This is a genomic window from Bacillus sp. JJ675, from assembly GCF_036963165.1.
GTDB classification, from domain to species: Bacteria; Bacillota; Bacilli; order Bacillales; family Bacillaceae; genus Bacillus; species Bacillus glycinifermentans.
The window spans coordinates 96,055-112,052 of sequence record NZ_JBALMR010000076.1; the positions used below are offsets into that span (position 1 = coordinate 96,055).

Below are 15,998 nucleotides of genomic sequence, written 5' to 3' on the forward strand. Positions count from 1 at the left end.
CATAATTCAATTAAAACGATGTTTTTATTTAGAAATCCTCGACCATATCATCTTCATCAGTCTTTATTTAGTCAATACTTTAGTTTCCGCGCCCCTTGCTTTAATCTCTTCCAAAATTGATTTCACTTCACTTTCATTTCTAGAGAGATGATTGAAACCCAGTAAATAAACCTCATCACCACTTTTTAAGCCGGCTATAAGTTCATTGAGGGCTTGCTTTTCCTCGCTGCTTTCAGAAGCAATTTCGCAATAAACTTTTTCTGCGCCTGCTTGATTAAGTTCTTCAATATTTTTAAGCAGCATAGGTTTCTGTATCTCTGAACTCTTTCGGACATATCCATAAATCATAATTTGTTCCTCCTCATCATTTTTTAAATTTTTGTCACTGTTTCTTCTATTTCTAGCCCAGAGTTTAAGCCATGAACTGTTTCTGTAATTGCAGTAACACCCTCAATAGATTTCATATACAACTCAGTGAGTTCTCTAATTTTCGTCATAGTCTCCTCCCGATTTCTAATATTCAGTTCCATTTCACACAAGACGCTGTTGTCTTGATCTTTCAATGTAACATTAAACCTTTCCAATTCAGCTTTCAGATTTTTAACCATTTGACTCCCCTTCTAACCAATAATACAAACACAATCTTATGTATTCTCCTTATTAACATTATACAACATAGGAAAGGATTAATGACCAAAATATGCAAGAGATAATACAAACACTGTTAGTCCTAGACTTAAAACACCAATAAAGATCAAATTGTCTTTCCAATTTTCAATAGTCAATCTCAATCACCTCATGTAATTATTTTTAATTTGTTTAATTCGATTAAATTGGCCGTAATCATTGTCGGCTGCTGTTATGTCTGATTTATGTTTTGTTTATACTTTTAATTAGGATTTAAACGGTAATGCTTTATTCTTCATCGATGTAATCGTACCAAGAATATCCAAAAGGATCACAGCCGTGAACATTTAATTTTACACCAGCTTTTTCAAAATCATTTATTGTCCAAACAGGTTTATCTTTTAATAAATTGTTCAATTTATTAAGCATATCTCCATTATAGTCGCCGCGAAAGCGTAGTTCATTGATTAGCTTTACATTGTCCGCTTTTTTGATAATAATTGCTGTTTCAGTTTGAAAAACTCTTCCGATGCCACTTTCAATATCTTCTTCCTCAAGGTCATACCCTGAAACATTCACAAACACTACAGCATTTTCATCTTCATGCAATTCAAAAAAGTAGCTGAAATCATTGTTGTTTAATTTGTTTACTTCCATCAAACCTTCGATGTCTTTAATTCTTTTATCACTGTTAAGCTCATTCCATTCGATATCAATTTTGACTTTGGGCAGTTTCATTTTGTCTCCTCATTTCTTTGATATTGATCTGTATTTGGATTTCGAAATTTGTTATTCTTATAAAGTTGACTTTATTTATGAAGGTGATTTTCATGGAGAAAGAGTTTGAAACAAAGGGATATGATACTTCAATTGTCTACGACTACAAAGAGTATCCAGATGCTCATCATGGCCGATGTGATAATTGTGACAATACCTTGTTTAAAAGCTCAGTTAAGGACGGCATATTCTTGCGTGAATGTCGCCGCTGCGGGATGAAGAAGAGTATTTAACCTCTCTTCTTCCGCTGCCTGTTATGTTAAAATGCTTCTTTTATTTAAAGTTACTTAACGGGAAACATGTAGCTAACATAAACGTCAATATCCCCATTCTTAAATACTGCAACTTTATCAACATCAGGCTCAATTTTGTTTATAATCTCTTTAGCATCCTTATTTTTCTTCGGTGTATTTGCAGTAACAATCCAATTCCAGTAATTCCATTCAGAAATACATGCCTTGATCTCTTCAGGGATTCTATGTCCGACTGTATAAGCCTTAATCATCTATTTTCTCACCTCGATTTTCACGGTCTACTCTTCTATTTTCAACAATCGTTTACCGTTCTTAATTTGTTCTATTTCTAAATTTGTAAGTTGAGGAGGCTTCCCCCTTCCACATTTCGCGCATCTTCTCCTTACCGCATTGTATTCGCCAATTATGTCTTGTTTTGGAGGAGCATAATGTCCACATTCATAAACTTCCATGGGTATTGAAATACTGTCAGGTGAAAATTCAACCTGTATTGTTCCTATTATTTCCCTTAACGGATTTCGATTAACTCTCATAGTTAACACCCTTTAAAATTGCATTTTATCGCAATCATTATTTCAAATGATATCCTTAATCTCATCAACAGATAAGCAAATAAATCCTTCATCACTGGTGCACAAATCATAGCGTCCAGTTACACTTAAGTTTTCTTCGATTTCTTCTTTTGATTCTAAATTCAAGCCTAGTTCAGGATCATTCAACAGCTCTCGTCCATTTTTTAAAATGATTTTTAACATGATTTCACCTTTTCCATTAAAATCGTAATTTTATTTGGTTTATTGTTGTTCAGACAACCCGGCTAAATAATCATAGTATGCTTCGTCAACCATAGCTTCAACATCAGGATCATCAATTAGATCTTGTTCATATAATTCAAATCTCGCATCTTCTACTTTGTCACTTAGACCTTCTATATACTGAGAAAAAAAACGGACTGAATTTTCATAGCAATTTTTCAATTTAGTTATCAATGCCTTGAATTCACCTTCATTTAGGTTAATTTCATAATGCATTATTTGATTTCTTTTTTGCTTTAAATAATCAAGGCTTCTCTTTAAGTAAGAACAGACCTCTATATCACACAACAATTCTAACCTTTTGATTGCTTCAGAAATACCTATTGTCTGCAAACCTGGCTTAACCTCAAACACATTACTCTTATCTCTAGAACGCATTTCCTCTTTAGCATTCATATAGGCTTTAATATCAACAAAAACTAAACACTCTGCTTTTTGTTTAAGAAGTAATTTAAAAAGGATTTCATTTGCATGATTCAAAGAAAGGATAGCATCTTTAACTCTATGCTCTCCCCCTTCAACAAGATAGTCAATATCCTCAAGAGAATTATATGAAGCTTTTAAAGAGTCTATCCCATTAGCAAGCAAGCTTAATTTCATTGTTTCCCCCTTATTTATATAAAAGACTGGTTTTAATCAAAAAATTCATCATCAATAAAATCATTTTCTCTTGCAAGTTTTCTCGGAGATTTATTGAATAAAAGTTGTTTTAATTTTTCAAACGCTGTAAGCTTTTTGTTTTTGTCTTGACAGATATGGCATACATAATCGCCGTTATCTGAAAGGTATACTAGTAGTTTAGTTACTCCTGATCTTTTACAAATACACATTCTATGCTGGCCATCACTAAAGGAAATATGCCCACAAGCATTTATGCTTGCAAATATCCCAGAGTGTTTTTTATGCATATCAGGTTTTATATAGTGTGCTGCCAATCTTCTACACCGAAGTGCATATTCGTATTCTTTTCCTTCTAAAGATTTAAATTCCTCATCACTAAGATCCAAAGAACATCTACCTGTACGAACTTTATAACAGTCTCTTTCACTTAATCTAAAATAAAATGAATGTTTCGTTGGATTTATAAGCTGATCCAAGGATATCCCCCCTTTTTGTCATAAAAGTATGATTTCATTCAGATATTCGGCAGCTCTTCAACGAACTTAACAAATTCATCTACGCTATCAAAAATATGATATTTTTCTAAACCATTAGCAAAGCACCATTGAGGAGTTTCAAAATCATCTCGAATCTCAACAACGAATTCAATACCTGTACAATCGAAGTCCTCTTCCTCTTCTAACGGTTCATAAAACTTGTCAATGAACCCTTTTACAATCCCAGGATCACTATATGTAACTGTATAAAATGTAAGTCCTTGATCTTCATATGTCTTTAAAGCAAATCCTTTACGTTTCAATAAATTCAATACATCTTCTCTTGATTTCACCATATTTCATCCCCCATTAAATTATTTTTAATTCGTTTAACCTCATAACTCAATTATATTACGGCTATTTAAAATAGTCAATAATAAAATAGAAATTTAATTTATTCATCTTTTTCGAATTTTATTAAATCTCCTGGTTCACAGTTGAAATGCTTACAAAGCTTATCAAGCAATTCCCGTGGGTATCGTTCCATGTCATCGTTGTACATTTTTCTAACGGTTTCTTTCCCATGATTTATTTCGGCACTTAATCGAGAAATTGAAATACCTGCCTCATCTGCAATAGCCTTCAAATTTGATCTAATCATTTTTTCTCACCTCTTATACAACTTTACTTTGACTATTTAAAAATGTCAATCAAAATTTTCCTATTTAAGAAAATGCCCGCGATTTTTCAAGTTGGCTGTTATATCGTTTCCGCAAAAATTGCCCGCAACTTTTTACCGCTGCTGTTATACTGTTTTAATTTTTTTAGTGAGCTATGTAGTATCTTAAAAAATCCATTTGTGTATCAAAATTTTGCCCGCAAAAAAGGATAAGAGCTGTTATACGCTTTATAAAGGGTATCCCTTTTTGGTTGCTTTAAACTCTTTTTAAAATGGTGTTTTTATTCAAATATATTTTCTTCTAGTTCAGCCATTAGAAAAAGGCGTTCATATTCAAGATCAAAAGCATCAATAAACGCCTTCTTAGCTATTGCGCTTGTAATGATCAAATTATCCTCGTTTGTTTTATCAGCCTTCTTAAAAACACTTTGGGCTGCTTTTCTAGCCGTGTCTCCTATTCCGTTGTTACTAATGTTAATCATATAATCTCTAAGTTCTTTCCTGTTCACTATTCATATCCCCTTTTAATTTGTTTTTAATGGTAGCAAGGCAACTCTGCATACCATTCAAGATAATCGTTAATACTACCGCCGAATCCCTCTTTATATTCAATATATCCCTCAGTAAGTTCATCAAGCACTTGCTCCTGCGTCCCCCATTCTTTGGTCATGTCACAGGATTATGGGGTAAGTAAGTATGATTTGTTCTGTCGTTTCGTGGAATAGGGTGTTATGTAAGTTCATTTTAAGCCGCTCCTTTAAGTTCGATTTGTTTATGCATAAAAGACAGCAAGTTCTTTTGTTGTTATACAACCGTTAGGACACTTCACAGTTTTAGGATATTCCTTTCCTAACTCTTTCAGCATTTTCTTTTTACACTTTGGACATATCCTATAAGTCATTTCAGCATATTCTTTTTCTGTCTTCATATTTGGCTCTCCCTTTCTGCTTTCATTTGCTCTATCCAACAGAAAACCTTGTCCCCTACTTCTGTATCATTCCATCCCCATTGTTCAGCAAGGAATTTAATTTCTGCGGGCAAAGTCTTAGCAATAATTTTTAATTCCATTTTATTTGGAACTCTTCCATAAACACTTACAAAACAATCATGTATATGATCAAGCAATTTTACTGAACCCCTTTTTATTTGTTTAAAACTCATGTTTTATTTAGATTTTCGCATCATTGCTCAAAAGCGCTTTAAACCGTTCGATCTCTCTTTCGTATGCAACCACTTTACTCAAATAAACATCAATATATACCCCATTGCCCTGTAAACCATCAGAATCATACAAATCTTAGTTGTTATTCATTTTTGATTCCATGTTATCTAAAGCATTTCGAATAGTTCTTATTTGGTCTTTTAATCGTAGGGCAGCTCGCTCCTTTTCTGCCTCAAGTATCACCAGGTTATTGATTATTTTACTTTCCATATAAATCCTCTCCCTTATCGATTATTAAATATTTCACTATTTCCAGTCCGTCGGCTTTTTAACCCATTTCATATAAAACTGCTGTTTTATTTCAACCAAGTTTATTTATTTTCTTGAGCTCGGCCGCCAACTCTCTAAAGTTCCTAAACCACGCTCCGTATTTAGTATCACCGTTGCCACAATAAACGTTTACGCAAGTTTCCTCTCCCTCTGAATAGTAACCTTCCCCATCAACAAATACAAAATATTTTATGTACATTGATTTTAGAAAGATATATGTCAATTTCTGATTTCTATTTCTTCTACTTCTTACAGCTTCGATAATCATATTTTCTTGTTCTAACTCTTCTTTTAATTTGAGATAATCCAGTGTACATTTATTTGTTTTCATTTTGCTCTCTCCATTCAGTTTAAAATTGTTGTTTTATGCAATCTGAATCACATGTGAAATGCAATCAAGTCCTTCAAACTCTATAACGGTCATAACTGTTTCAGTGTAATAAATGCCCTTAACCAGTTCATGGATTTCAATACCTCTAGATGACAAATAATCTAAGGCATTACCACTTCTATTGTTCAATGAAAATACAATTCCGTTTGCACATTCGAACCGTTTTGGATTTGTTGAAATCTTACCTCTTAAAATTTCCTCAATGGTTTTTAAATCTAAATGTCTCATGTTTAACCGCTCCATTCTTTTTCAATTAACATATGTTTCAAATTCATCTGCTAAGCTAGCATTAAAAAATCTTACACCGTCAATAAAATAGTGCACTCTATTTTCAAACTCTTTTACGTCCCCTAAATCACTTCTTTCTTTAGCTAAGTTTAGCCAATTTAATTCCTCATTGAATTGCTTTCTTATTTCATCATCGGATAGAATGACATCTCGTTCATAATCTCTAACGGGCTGGTTAGTTTCATCGTTTTTAACTCCAAACGCTTGTCTAATTATTGCGATTTGTATCATTACCCTCAAACTCTGCTCTCTTGTTCGTAAAACTTGCGTATCTAAATCAATTACTTTTTTCATTAACTTTTTATTTCTCATTTTCTTCCCCTCTTTGTTTTTTTCTTTTAATTTGTTTATAGTGTTTTTTAATAACGCTTTCTCTTATGATTTTATTATACTACGGCTATTTTAAATAGTCAATACTTATTTTTAATTTGTTTATGATATTTTTGTATTGGATTGATTTATTAAATAGGTCGCGTATTTCTTAGCATTCTGTTGTTAGCATTGTATGGACTTCATTTCCTTTATAAAAAATCCTAAAAGCCCCACATGTCTTGCAGATAAACCAATCCCCATGAGTGTAAACCCGCTTTTTTTCTAGATTATTCATAAAAGTAAATTCTTTATTTTCTGCTTTAAACTCAATAACATTATTAATCTTCGAAACCAGTTTTTTGATTTTTTCTTTCTTTGTATGTCTAATTCTGTCCTTTGCTTCGGATAGTTTTCTTTTAAATTCCTCCGGAATTCCCGTAAACTCAAGCATTACGGAGTTTTCTCTGTCTACTAGCTTGTTATATCTATTCATATTACGCCCAGCACGTCCAGTTACCGCCCAGGAAGGGTTATTTCCCCTTAAAGTTAAATACTTCACGTACAGATCATAATAACGCTTTTTGAACCGCTGCAAGTCCTTTTTAAGATGGTATATAATGCTTTGATTATCAGTTGTTTTAATTAGCTTTTTAACTTCATCATTCCAAGAATTAAACAGGTTTTGTATTTCCTTTGTGTGATCTCTTTTAGTTGTTCTAAAAATCCAATGTGCATCATGTTCGCGATCTTGTATTGTTTGATCAATGACATATGTTTCAACATCATCAATATCTATTTCAGGATATTCAAAGGCGTTTTCTTGGCTTTCAAGATCATTCGAGCTTAGTTTTTTAGCAAGTGAAATTGTACTGTCTGACTGTTTAGCATACCAACACTTAGAATAACGTGACCACCGGAACCCGACCGCTTTCATCTGCTCCCGTATCTCTTCGGATGGTTTAGAGCTGAAACGGATTTCAACACCGTTTTTCTCTTCGTTAAGTGTATATGTAACTGTTTCTTGTTCTGTTGTTTCTTGCACGTTTTCATTTGCCGCTTTGTTTGTTGTTTCGACTGATTCACCTGTTAAAAGGTTTTCTTTTTGGGCTGTGTCTCTTTTTGCCTTTACATATACAGTCTTTTCCGTGACCTCTTCCACCTCTTTCAACTCTGCAAAGTGAAAGCACCCTTTTTCAAAAAGTCTTTTGAAATTAGATTCGGAAAAGTACATAGTGTTTGCTGGATTGCTTGAACCCGTAAGCTCTTTATTTAATTTTTTATTCATTCTTACGAAAGATACAGACAATTTACCGTTAAACATTTGTTTTCTAGTTAATTTATAAACATATCCTTGTTGTACACCATATGTCAAAGGCTTATCAATTACAAGGTATGTCTGTCCCTCTTGAGCTTCTTCAATAGTCAGATCAATTGATACAGGTTTGACAACTTTTTTGATAACTTGTTTTTTGACTGGAATTAGTTTTGATTGTTCATTGATTTTGTTTTCTAAACCGTCGATGAATTTCACAAGTTTAGCTTGTGATTCTTCTTTATTATTCCAATCAAAGAAAGAAAAAGCGCGGTTACCTTTAGCAATGATTTCCCCATCTTTTTCGATATGCCAATTTGTTCGGCTTGGGTTGGCATGTTTAAAGACTGGATATTGAGAGACAACAACAGTTTCCATTTCTTCTTTCTGTCTCATTTTTTCAATGATTTTTCTGGACGTTTCTTTTTCATTTTCACTTGCTGCACTATCGTTAATTGTTGCTTGAAGTTTTGCAATTTTAGCATGATCAATAGTGTAACCTTTTTTTGTTACCTTTTTGCCTGACATACTTAGATCGTGTTTATAAATATCAATCAGAATTATGTAGCCGTCTTTTTCTGCAATACCATCCCATGATGCAGGATCAAAATAGTCAGTCATTGGATCACTGTTGTCCGGTTTATATCCGAATACATTCCAACCCCTTTTTTTAAGTTCACACATGATTTCAACTTTTGCCGTTCTTTTATCATAATAAGATAATGCCATTATAAATATCTCCTTTTAATTTGTTCATTCGACCTACCATTATATTATCATGACTATTTTAGATAGTCAATAATTATTTATGTATTATTTTTAATTTATTTATGTATTAGTCTGTGAAGGGTTTGGGATGGTGCAGACCAAAACATTTAAGGCAGCGAAGCTGTTTTAAATGTTTGTCAGCATCCCAAGGTTTTCATTTGTTTATTCTTTTAATTTATATACATCCTTTGTTTTACGAGACAAGCCTAAAAACCCCTTGTGTATCAAGCTTTTTAAAAATGGTTTATTGCTTTTTTTTTCATATCCTTCTTTTAAATTTTGTTTTCAAGCCAGTTTTTTAACAATCCCCTCATTCTTGCAGATGGAACATATATATTTATTGTTCCTCCGTTTCGTATAGCTGATCTCCAAATCCATTGAATCATCTCAGATAACGCATAGATATCTTGGTTAATTAATATTCCTTTTGATCTGAAATAATCGTCAATAGCTGGATTGACAAATCTGTTTATTGAATAGACTAATGTCTTTTTGTGGCTATATTCATTTGTTGCCTTTGTATTGCAAGGTAAAAAGCCTTTTGTGTATCCCTTCCCGCTCAATTTGCTTTTATGTGTTTTGAATGTTGTCCAAAGATTATCTTTTGATTTTGATTTAATAATATTTTGATAATAATTTAAGATATTATTTTTAAGTCTTTTATGTAGTGCTGAACGTCTTTCAAACCAGTTTTTAGATAATGCATATTTGTCATCACCTATTTTGTTTAATTGCCCTTCATATATCTTTATTTTGTCTTTTAGATCCGCTTTTATTTTCTTATCATTGTCTTTATTATAGTTAATTAGTTTATATTCATTCCCATCGTTAATTACTGTGTATAGACTGTATTGAATATTATTCAGATCATAATAATATTTTTGTATTTGGGCATCAAACAAATAAGTTAAATTATATACCTGTTTAAACTGTTTAAAGATATCGGCTGGAAATTGCCAAAAAAGAACGCTGTCGTTATGTAAAATTAAATTTCTGCTCAATGCTAATTGTTTAAGGTTTTGAAATTCTCCTTTGTATTCCCTGTTTAACTTTTCTTCATGTTCTGCATTCCAAACAATTTGACCGTTATTATTTATAATCCATTTGTTTTTAAACAGCATATCTAAATCATCTTTTGATATGTTTAATTTTTTTACAACCTCCATAGCTTCATCTAGGATTAGTGTATAGTTACCAGAATAAATAAGTTCTTTTGTTGTTTCATTAGCCATGCTAAATAATGCGTGTGTTGTTACAATATCTCTGTTTTCTGCTAAATATTTGTGAAGTGAATCAAGTTTATATACTGTTTCCCCTTCCTCGCTGTGAACTTTAGGTTCATAAAATTTTCTATTCGTACATGATTTCTTTATTCTTGCCACCTCATCAAGATAAGGCGTAATAAAAATAAAGTGTTCATCTTCTGAAGAATTATTCATCATATTAATTACATACGTTGTTTTGCCGCTTCCCATTATTGAATCAATTACTTTAACTTTTGTCATTCACTATCTCCTTTTAATTTATGTTATGTATTGATGAGCGATTACCTTCACTCATCTTTTTTGATTACGCTTGATTCCAAAGTAAACAAACCATGAAACCACAATAAGGACAAGCGTAACAATAAACACCGTATAAATAATGATCTGTGTTGTGCTGCTGAAGTATTGTTTATTGAACAAGAATAGAACAAAGCAAACAATAAACAATAAATGTGTTAGCCATAATGGATTACGCTTCATGTTTTATCATGTGCTTGATTGTGTTATACTGTAGGTGTAGCTAAGGGAGAAGTCTCCCCTAGCCTTGCTGTATTATTGGCGTGTACGTCTGCGATGCCTTGCCCGGATTCGCTTATGTATACGCCTTTTCTTTTGCTGTTTTTGGCGTTCCTTTCTTATCGCTGTCAGCTTCTCAATGATCGTTAAGATATTAAGTGTTAACGTTGATAAAGAAAGGACGGTAGCCAATACAACACCTACCTTATCAAGCACATTTTCCCCTCCTTTCTATATATTAATTTTATCACGACTCCTTTAAATAGTCAATCATTATTTTTAATTTGTTTATAATTTTTAGGATGATAGATAAAGAGTGTTTACGTTCGATATAACAAGGATTAAAGTTGATGAGTGTATTTGGGTTAGGATTTGATTGTAACGTCTGTATGAGGCTGTAAAGGTGGTTAGAATAGAAATAAAAAAGACCCAGTTATAAAACTGAGTCGTGTTTTATTTCTATTTTTAATTTGTTTTTGTCATTTTATGAATCCCTTTCTTGTTTCGTTCCTTTACTAGACCTTTCAGTCTTCGTGTTGCTTTGATTTCCTGGCATTCACCTTTTGCAACTGACAGCCTATACTTTGCCCATTGTTTAGTTGAATCATCTAAGCCCCAACAGAAACGCAAAAGAGTCATAACGTTTAGATCGTTATTATATTCAGCATGGGCAAACTCTTTAAACCATTTACCGGATTGGATAAGTCTTAACGAACGCTTGCGAGATTTTTCGCGAATGATTCAAAATTATCCTCCTTCCTCTAAACATATTATATATTCAATGAGTATGAAATAAAAGAGAAAAATTTAAAGGGCCATATCCCTTTTTTAAAAGATCCTATACATTGCTTTCTCATCATCGTTTTCAATGTGATTTTTCCACTTGGAAAGGAATTTATCTACTTTGTTGATGTGTTTTGAAGGCACATTCGTATGTCCCTCAATCGCAAGGTCGCGCTCAGATAAAACCTTAAACATTACACTAGAAATCGTTTTGCTTTCAAGGTTATCAAGTTCGGGCGCGAATTCATCTAAATGCAGCCCCCACGCTTCATTTAAACATTTCTCGAATTTTTCATTTTGACCCATAAATTTGATCGCTTTTGCCATTTTTCATTTCCCCTTTCGGTTATATATGTATCGATTAACTATATTTAAATTGTATCACGACTATTAAAGATAGTCAATATATATCATGTAATTATTTTTAATTTGTTTATGTTTGGATTCTCAACATACATAAAATACCAATCTATTGACACATTGAATTAAGAGAGTTGCTAGGCTATGATTTCATCAGATGGAATTATTTATGTAAAGTTCCATCAAAAAGGAGGAGAGTTAAGAGATGAAAAAAGTATTAAAACTATGTGTGTTGTTCGGTGTGAGTATGGCGATCTTATTAGGGTTCTCACCTCAGAATGCTTCTGCGGCTTGGTCAGATTGGCAAAGCTTTAATGGATTTAAACAAGGATGTCAAGTTCGCGTGTATACTGATGCATTGAACTACTCATCTAGAGCTAAGACAGTTGATGTGAAAGCCGAACAGAACGGTAAATGCGGGACTATTTATTATGAAATGTTTTTGTCTTGGAAAGGAGATTGGTCAATAGGAATGGGTGAAAATCTGCCAACAGGTTCGTTTACTTCCGTTACTCCTTTGAAATCTATAACTATCATACATCCGGAAGAAAAAACAGATGCTATTGTATATGTAGGCTTGAAAAAATCATCAAACGGAGAGAATTTATATGAAGCTAGGTCGAAATGGTTAACTATAGAATAAATAACAAAGGGGATCAGTCTTGTGGCTGGTCTCTTTTTTGATGAGAGGATTATGATACATGTGTGTTGGTGTAATGATGAGAGGATTAATTAATATAGTACAAATGTGTTAAAAAGAAAATAAGTCTTCGGCTCGCGGCTTGCTGTTATTCTCACGATTATAAATAAAAAAGAAATGTTTCAGGGTTATTGTGAACATTAATAAAATTTTTTTGAAAAATATTCACACAAACTATTGACTTTTCATTAATATGTGATCTCAGTTAATTCCTGAATAACGGTTCAATAAATCCAGTTATAACAGTCCTTATAACCGTAAATGGATTCCATATATTAGGTTATAGAGGGGGTATATTAACATCCAAATTGCGTCAAATAGGGTTATATTCGCCCCTAGCACTTCCATTTCCACACCAGGATCATTTTTTCGATTTCAGCCAAAATTCAATCGTAATTGCTATCGTAAAATTCATTAATATCAACACATTTCATCGTATCCCCTCCCCCTAAAACACTCTAAATCCTATGTCAAATCATTCCCAATCCCTTCTCCCCCAAATGTTTTACGATTAACTTCCCTCATATCTCCTAAAAAAACTTAGAAAACTATTGTCACCGTTGCCTTTCCTCAAATTTTCTTATCTCATCACGATGGCATCTTTGACCATAATAAACAAAAAAAGAGATGATCATTGCTGATCACCTAAATAAAATTCAGATTATTGACAAGTTCTGTTTTAAAAAATCGCACATTCCTTCAGTGTTATTTTCTCTCTAATAAAACTTTTCTGCGTTTTTTTCGAATAAAGAAAAAAACAATAACTAAAGTTGTCAATAAAAATAACATCCCTCCAGTTTCAATATTTTTAAGCAGTTTTATTTTATTAGACTGATCTAAAGCTTTACTAATACTTAACACCCCATTGCCATATTCTAATTTGCTTCCTATAGGTATAGCTGTTTTTGAGAGTATGTTTTTAATCTCATCATTTGATAGACTTTCATTCTGTTCCATAATAAGAGCAACGACGCCTGCCACATATGCTGCGGCTATTGAAGTACCACTTCTTTTTATGTATTTCCCATCTAGAGAGTTACTTAATATATCTTCTCCTGGCGCCAAAATATCAATGCCATTTCCTCGACTAGTTCTAAACCATCTTTTCTTATTTTTCCCTAGAGCCCCAACACCTATAACTTCATCATATTTAGCTGGGTATGTAACTGTATCATTTATAGAAAAACCATTATTCCCTACAGATGATATTACTATGATTCCTTTATCATGTGCTTCTTTTATAGCTTTATGTAAGCTTTCAGATTCCTTCTCACCTCCCAAACTCATAGAAATGATATCGATATTATTGTCAATTGCCCATTCAATACCTTTAATCAAATCATCATAACTTCCTGAAAGTCTCTTGTCTAAAACCTTTACCGCATATATATCTGCCTTCGGGGCAATTGAATTAATAACTCCTGCTAAATGTGTCCCATGCCCGTTTAAATCCTCATAATTATTCGTTTCTTTAAATGATATTCCACCTTTCATAGTTATTTCTTTGTTCTTTTTTTTACTAAAGCCTGAGTCAAGCAAGGCAATTGATATTCCATCTCCGTTAACATTATATTTTTCTCTATTTCCTATCACTTCTTTATATTGATTTTTTAAATACACTTCGTTAGATAATCCATATGTCTCGCGAAACGGGCAAACCAAAAAAATAACAGTTAAAATCAATGATAAAATTAATTCTTTTTTCATCTATTTCTCCTTTTATTATGAAATTAAGAATAAAAGTTCCTTTACACTATTGAATAATAAACCAATGATGGTATAATAATCTAGTATTTTTTATTTTAGGAGGAGAAGGATGCTTAAAAGTTCAAAAAAACTTATTTTTTCTTTAACTGCTTTTGTAATGTTCTTTAGTGTTATTGGAACATCAGTAGCAGAAGCAATTCAGAGTACACCAGAAAAAGAAATAACTCAACCAGAAAATCAGACAAACCTATCTAACAAAGAGTTGCTGGATCTTGACATTGATGACTTAATTAAAGATAAAAAGTTAGTGTCTTACATTGAAGATGAAAACCCTAGTCCAACTACAACAGAAGTAAATAAAGCTGAAAAGAAAATAGAAGAAAATTTAACTGAATCAGATATTCTGATTGATGATGAAACTTTAGCCTACATAGACACTATTAATCCAGATATAGACCTAGATAGTCTTGATCAAATGGATAAAGATATAGATGAAGAACAATTTACAGAGGTTAAGGGGCAATTTGCAGGATTAGCAGTAAGGCTTTTGCTTGCTCAAACTAAATCTTTATTAAAAAAGTTTGGATTTAAAGCCGTTAAAGTTTCATTTCATTTGGTAGTACGTATGGTTCAACGAAATATATCTCCAGGTGATGTACTTGACGCTCTTAGAAAAGGAAAAAAATACTATGATCCAAAGTATAAATCAACAGTTTATTATTATAAAGGTGTTGCAGTGGCAAAAAAAGGTGGTACTTTAACGACTACTTACCGTTCAAAAACACCGAAAAAACGATGGAAATAAGAAGGAGGTTCTAAATGAGATCACTAATAACATTTGACATGGAAGCCGAGTTAGGATATATATATGTTTTACCCCCTTCCAGGAAATCTAAAATTGAATCTACAGATGAATTAGAAGTCAATGAGGATATCATGCTTGATATTGACAGTGAGGATAGAATTGTCGGGATGGAGTTATTTGGAGATACAGCACATGCTTTAGCCAATTTTGCAGGTGCTAAAAAAATATATTCCAAATCTTTAAATAAAGATAACAATAGTCTAATTTATAGTTTTAGACTATCTGATAAAGAAATAAATAAAACTTATAACGCTTTTGGGATTTCCTTTTGTTTTAATGATGATAAATTTCAAGAATTTGTTGGCTTTGATATTATTGATATATCAAAATACGATGAAAAATTATTAGACAAAATGACAAAAAAATAACGAGTTTTTATAGAGGGACTGATACAGAAGCCATATTTATGAATCAGTCCCTTAACTTTAATTCACCTCCTGGGTACAAACATTTTTCATCCTCCCCCTTCCCCAATAAAAAAACACATAAATCCTTTGTCGTTGTAGTCTTTTCATCTATTCTCTCTCCTCATTACGATAGCATCATAATTCATTACAAATAATTCAACGATAATCAACCAAGTTCACTATCCAATCCTTGGATAAAAAGTTACAATACCCTTATTAGTTACTAAATGAAAATAAGGAGGTTGTTGTATGGAAGGTAAGGTTCTAACCAAAAAAGAATTAGAGAATACAGAAAAAAGGGTTATTGTAGCTCTCCCCCATCACTTCCATATGCTATAAGATTAATGTCTGTCCTAAATTGTGAGCTATCCGATTTATTTGAAATTATTGAGCTGGATGAATAATTCAGCTCAATAATTATAGACATAAGCAAATTAAAAGTATATAATGTATATAGAAAGGTAAGCAGGGAGTGATTTGATATATAATTGGGATCAGTTGATTAGTGTTAAACGCCCTAAAGAATATTCAATAGGAGTGTGATTCAGTGAAAAATAAATCGAAAATTTTGGAGGAGAAGCAT

General features: G+C 32.4%; 26 protein-coding genes. 4 read left to right on the top strand and 22 right to left on the bottom strand.

The genetic code is table 11. The annotated features are described in order from the left end of the window. Positions 1-63 precede the first annotated feature (63 nt). The 3 genes from V7126_RS19210 to V7126_RS19220 form a co-directional block, all read right to left on the bottom strand. Positions 64-348 (bottom strand): recombinase family protein, encoded by a 285-nt coding sequence (locus tag V7126_RS19210; protein WP_065894437.1) that lies wholly within the window; start codon positions 346-348, stop codon positions 64-66. 23 nt (positions 349-371) lie between these two features. Further along, positions 372-608 (bottom strand): hypothetical protein, encoded by a 237-nt coding sequence (locus V7126_RS19215; protein ID WP_065894435.1) that lies wholly within the window; start codon positions 606-608, stop codon positions 372-374. Positions 609-915: 307 nt separating this feature from the next. Then, positions 916-1,365: a hypothetical protein gene (locus tag V7126_RS19220; protein ID WP_048406372.1), complete on the bottom strand. Its 450-nt coding sequence runs from the start codon at positions 1,363-1,365 to the stop codon at positions 916-918. A 92-nt stretch (positions 1,366-1,457) separates the two neighbouring features. Here V7126_RS19220 and V7126_RS19225 point away from each other — a divergent pair, with 92 nt between their 5' ends. Then, a complete protein-coding gene (locus V7126_RS19225; RefSeq protein ID WP_065894433.1) occupies positions 1,458-1,637 on the top strand; it encodes a hypothetical protein in 180 nt (59 codons plus the stop codon). 50 nt (positions 1,638-1,687) lie between these two features. Here V7126_RS19225 and V7126_RS19230 read toward each other — a convergent pair whose 3' ends face one another. The 18 genes from V7126_RS19230 to V7126_RS19315 form a co-directional block, all read right to left on the bottom strand. Beyond that, the gene (locus V7126_RS19230) at positions 1,688-1,909 is read right to left on the bottom strand and encodes a hypothetical protein (protein ID WP_006640579.1); all 222 of its coding nucleotides are present in this window, start codon (positions 1,907-1,909) and stop codon (positions 1,688-1,690) included. 27 nt (positions 1,910-1,936) lie between these two features. Then, entirely contained in the window at positions 1,937-2,191 is a 255-nt protein-coding gene (locus V7126_RS19235) for a hypothetical protein (RefSeq protein ID WP_048356247.1), read from the bottom strand. 42 nt (positions 2,192-2,233) lie between these two features. After that, entirely contained in the window at positions 2,234-2,413 is a 180-nt protein-coding gene (locus tag V7126_RS19240) for a hypothetical protein (RefSeq protein ID WP_048356248.1), read from the bottom strand. A 39-nt stretch (positions 2,414-2,452) separates the two neighbouring features. Further along, entirely contained in the window at positions 2,453-3,073 is a 621-nt protein-coding gene (locus tag V7126_RS19245; RefSeq protein WP_096891761.1) for a hypothetical protein, read from the bottom strand. Between the two features lie 32 nt (positions 3,074-3,105). Beyond that, positions 3,106-3,570, bottom strand: a complete 465-nt coding sequence (locus V7126_RS19250) for a hypothetical protein (protein WP_046132656.1) — start codon at positions 3,568-3,570, stop codon at positions 3,106-3,108. Positions 3,571-3,608: 38 nt separating this feature from the next. Further along, positions 3,609-3,926, bottom strand: a complete 318-nt coding sequence (locus V7126_RS19255) for a hypothetical protein (protein ID WP_046132657.1) — start codon at positions 3,924-3,926, stop codon at positions 3,609-3,611. A gap of 98 nt (positions 3,927-4,024) precedes the next feature. Further along, a complete protein-coding gene (locus tag V7126_RS19260; RefSeq protein ID WP_006640584.1) occupies positions 4,025-4,231 on the bottom strand; it encodes a helix-turn-helix domain-containing protein in 207 nt (68 codons plus the stop codon). A 299-nt stretch (positions 4,232-4,530) separates the two neighbouring features. Beyond that, complete coding sequence (locus V7126_RS19265; RefSeq protein WP_065894426.1) at positions 4,531-4,758, bottom strand: hypothetical protein; 228 nt, start codon at positions 4,756-4,758, stop codon at positions 4,531-4,533. Positions 4,759-5,021: 263 nt separating this feature from the next. Next, positions 5,022-5,177 (bottom strand): hypothetical protein, encoded by a 156-nt coding sequence (locus tag V7126_RS19270; RefSeq protein ID WP_157759329.1) that lies wholly within the window; start codon positions 5,175-5,177, stop codon positions 5,022-5,024. Continuing rightward, positions 5,174-5,374 (bottom strand): hypothetical protein, encoded by a 201-nt coding sequence (locus V7126_RS19275; protein WP_046132659.1) that lies wholly within the window; start codon positions 5,372-5,374, stop codon positions 5,174-5,176. The genes V7126_RS19270 and V7126_RS19275 overlap by 4 nt, the downstream gene beginning before the upstream one ends. Positions 5,375-5,546: 172 nt before the next feature. Continuing rightward, positions 5,547-5,681: a hypothetical protein gene (locus tag V7126_RS19280; protein WP_335498410.1), complete on the bottom strand. Its 135-nt coding sequence runs from the start codon at positions 5,679-5,681 to the stop codon at positions 5,547-5,549. Between the two features lie 91 nt (positions 5,682-5,772). After that, a complete protein-coding gene (locus tag V7126_RS19285) occupies positions 5,773-6,072 on the bottom strand; it encodes a hypothetical protein (RefSeq protein WP_046132660.1) in 300 nt (99 codons plus the stop codon). Positions 6,073-6,105: 33 nt separating this feature from the next. After that, positions 6,106-6,360, bottom strand: a complete 255-nt coding sequence (locus tag V7126_RS19290) for a hypothetical protein (protein WP_046132661.1) — start codon at positions 6,358-6,360, stop codon at positions 6,106-6,108. Positions 6,361-6,381: 21 nt separating this feature from the next. Further along, complete coding sequence (locus tag V7126_RS19295; protein ID WP_046132662.1) at positions 6,382-6,732, bottom strand: hypothetical protein; 351 nt, start codon at positions 6,730-6,732, stop codon at positions 6,382-6,384. A gap of 169 nt (positions 6,733-6,901) precedes the next feature. Further along, positions 6,902-8,773 (bottom strand): hypothetical protein, encoded by a 1,872-nt coding sequence (locus V7126_RS19300; RefSeq protein WP_231947452.1) that lies wholly within the window; start codon positions 8,771-8,773, stop codon positions 6,902-6,904. 311 nt (positions 8,774-9,084) lie between these two features. Continuing rightward, positions 9,085-10,317: a hypothetical protein gene (locus V7126_RS19305; protein WP_065894424.1), complete on the bottom strand. Its 1,233-nt coding sequence runs from the start codon at positions 10,315-10,317 to the stop codon at positions 9,085-9,087. Between the two features lie 312 nt (positions 10,318-10,629). Then, a complete protein-coding gene (yonT, locus tag V7126_RS19310; RefSeq protein ID WP_006640598.1) occupies positions 10,630-10,809 on the bottom strand; it encodes a type I TA system toxin YonT in 180 nt (59 codons plus the stop codon). A gap of 612 nt (positions 10,810-11,421) precedes the next feature. Continuing rightward, on the bottom strand, positions 11,422-11,703 hold the full coding sequence (locus tag V7126_RS19315) for a hypothetical protein (protein WP_006640599.1): 282 nt from the start codon (positions 11,701-11,703) through the stop codon (positions 11,422-11,424). A 238-nt stretch (positions 11,704-11,941) separates the two neighbouring features. Here V7126_RS19315 and V7126_RS19320 point away from each other — a divergent pair, with 238 nt between their 5' ends. Beyond that, positions 11,942-12,379 carry a hypothetical protein gene (locus V7126_RS19320; protein WP_046132667.1) on the top strand — a complete coding sequence of 146 codons (438 nt, stop codon included), beginning with the start codon at positions 11,942-11,944 and terminating at the stop codon, positions 12,377-12,379. A gap of 762 nt (positions 12,380-13,141) precedes the next feature. Here the strand turns inward: V7126_RS19320 and V7126_RS19325 are convergent. Beyond that, positions 13,142-14,143: a S8 family peptidase gene (locus tag V7126_RS19325; RefSeq protein WP_046132668.1), complete on the bottom strand. Its 1,002-nt coding sequence runs from the start codon at positions 14,141-14,143 to the stop codon at positions 13,142-13,144. A gap of 109 nt (positions 14,144-14,252) precedes the next feature. Between V7126_RS19325 and V7126_RS19330 the strand changes: the two genes are divergently transcribed. Both V7126_RS19330 and V7126_RS19335 read left to right on the top strand, forming a co-directional pair. Then, positions 14,253-14,948: a DUF4258 domain-containing protein gene (locus tag V7126_RS19330; protein WP_065894422.1), complete on the top strand. Its 696-nt coding sequence runs from the start codon at positions 14,253-14,255 to the stop codon at positions 14,946-14,948. Between the two features lie 14 nt (positions 14,949-14,962). After that, complete coding sequence (locus tag V7126_RS19335; RefSeq protein ID WP_046132670.1) at positions 14,963-15,376, top strand: DUF2283 domain-containing protein; 414 nt, start codon at positions 14,963-14,965, stop codon at positions 15,374-15,376. Positions 15,377-15,998 lie beyond the last annotated feature (622 nt).

Coding starts and splice junctions, on each gene's coding strand:
- V7126_RS19210 (WP_065894437.1), bottom strand. CDS start 348: ATGATTTATGGATATGTCCGAAAGAGTTCAGAGATACAGAAACCTATG.
- V7126_RS19245 (WP_096891761.1), bottom strand. CDS start 3,073: ATGAAATTAAGCTTGCTTGCTAATGGGATAGACTCTTTAAAAGCTTCA.
- V7126_RS19325 (WP_046132668.1), bottom strand. CDS start 14,143: ATGAAAAAAGAATTAATTTTATCATTGATTTTAACTGTTATTTTTTTG.
- V7126_RS19255 (WP_046132657.1), bottom strand. CDS start 3,926: ATGGTGAAATCAAGAGAAGATGTATTGAATTTATTGAAACGTAAAGGA.
- V7126_RS19220 (WP_048406372.1), bottom strand. CDS start 1,365: ATGAAACTGCCCAAAGTCAAAATTGATATCGAATGGAATGAGCTTAAC.
- V7126_RS19215 (WP_065894435.1), bottom strand. CDS start 608: ATGGTTAAAAATCTGAAAGCTGAATTGGAAAGGTTTAATGTTACATTG.
- V7126_RS19285 (WP_046132660.1), bottom strand. CDS start 6,072: ATGAAAACAAATAAATGTACACTGGATTATCTCAAATTAAAAGAAGAG.
- V7126_RS19305 (WP_065894424.1), bottom strand. CDS start 10,317: ATGACAAAAGTTAAAGTAATTGATTCAATAATGGGAAGCGGCAAAACA.
- V7126_RS19330 (WP_065894422.1), top strand. CDS start 14,253: ATGCTTAAAAGTTCAAAAAAACTTATTTTTTCTTTAACTGCTTTTGTA.
- V7126_RS19335 (WP_046132670.1), top strand. CDS start 14,963: ATGAGATCACTAATAACATTTGACATGGAAGCCGAGTTAGGATATATA.
- V7126_RS19280 (WP_335498410.1), bottom strand. CDS start 5,681: ATGGAAAGTAAAATAATCAATAACCTGGTGATACTTGAGGCAGAAAAG.
- V7126_RS19300 (WP_231947452.1), bottom strand. CDS start 8,773: ATGGCATTATCTTATTATGATAAAAGAACGGCAAAAGTTGAAATCATG.
- V7126_RS19270 (WP_157759329.1), bottom strand. CDS start 5,177: ATGAAGACAGAAAAAGAATATGCTGAAATGACTTATAGGATATGTCCA.
- V7126_RS19320 (WP_046132667.1), top strand. CDS start 11,942: ATGAAAAAAGTATTAAAACTATGTGTGTTGTTCGGTGTGAGTATGGCG.
- V7126_RS19295 (WP_046132662.1), bottom strand. CDS start 6,732: ATGAGAAATAAAAAGTTAATGAAAAAAGTAATTGATTTAGATACGCAA.
- V7126_RS19230 (WP_006640579.1), bottom strand. CDS start 1,909: ATGATTAAGGCTTATACAGTCGGACATAGAATCCCTGAAGAGATCAAG.
- V7126_RS19225 (WP_065894433.1), top strand. CDS start 1,458: ATGGAGAAAGAGTTTGAAACAAAGGGATATGATACTTCAATTGTCTAC.
- V7126_RS19315 (WP_006640599.1), bottom strand. CDS start 11,703: ATGGCAAAAGCGATCAAATTTATGGGTCAAAATGAAAAATTCGAGAAA.
- V7126_RS19235 (WP_048356247.1), bottom strand. CDS start 2,191: ATGAGAGTTAATCGAAATCCGTTAAGGGAAATAATAGGAACAATACAG.
- V7126_RS19290 (WP_046132661.1), bottom strand. CDS start 6,360: ATGAGACATTTAGATTTAAAAACCATTGAGGAAATTTTAAGAGGTAAG.
- V7126_RS19260 (WP_006640584.1), bottom strand. CDS start 4,231: ATGATTAGATCAAATTTGAAGGCTATTGCAGATGAGGCAGGTATTTCA.
- V7126_RS19240 (WP_048356248.1), bottom strand. CDS start 2,413: ATGTTAAAAATCATTTTAAAAAATGGACGAGAGCTGTTGAATGATCCT.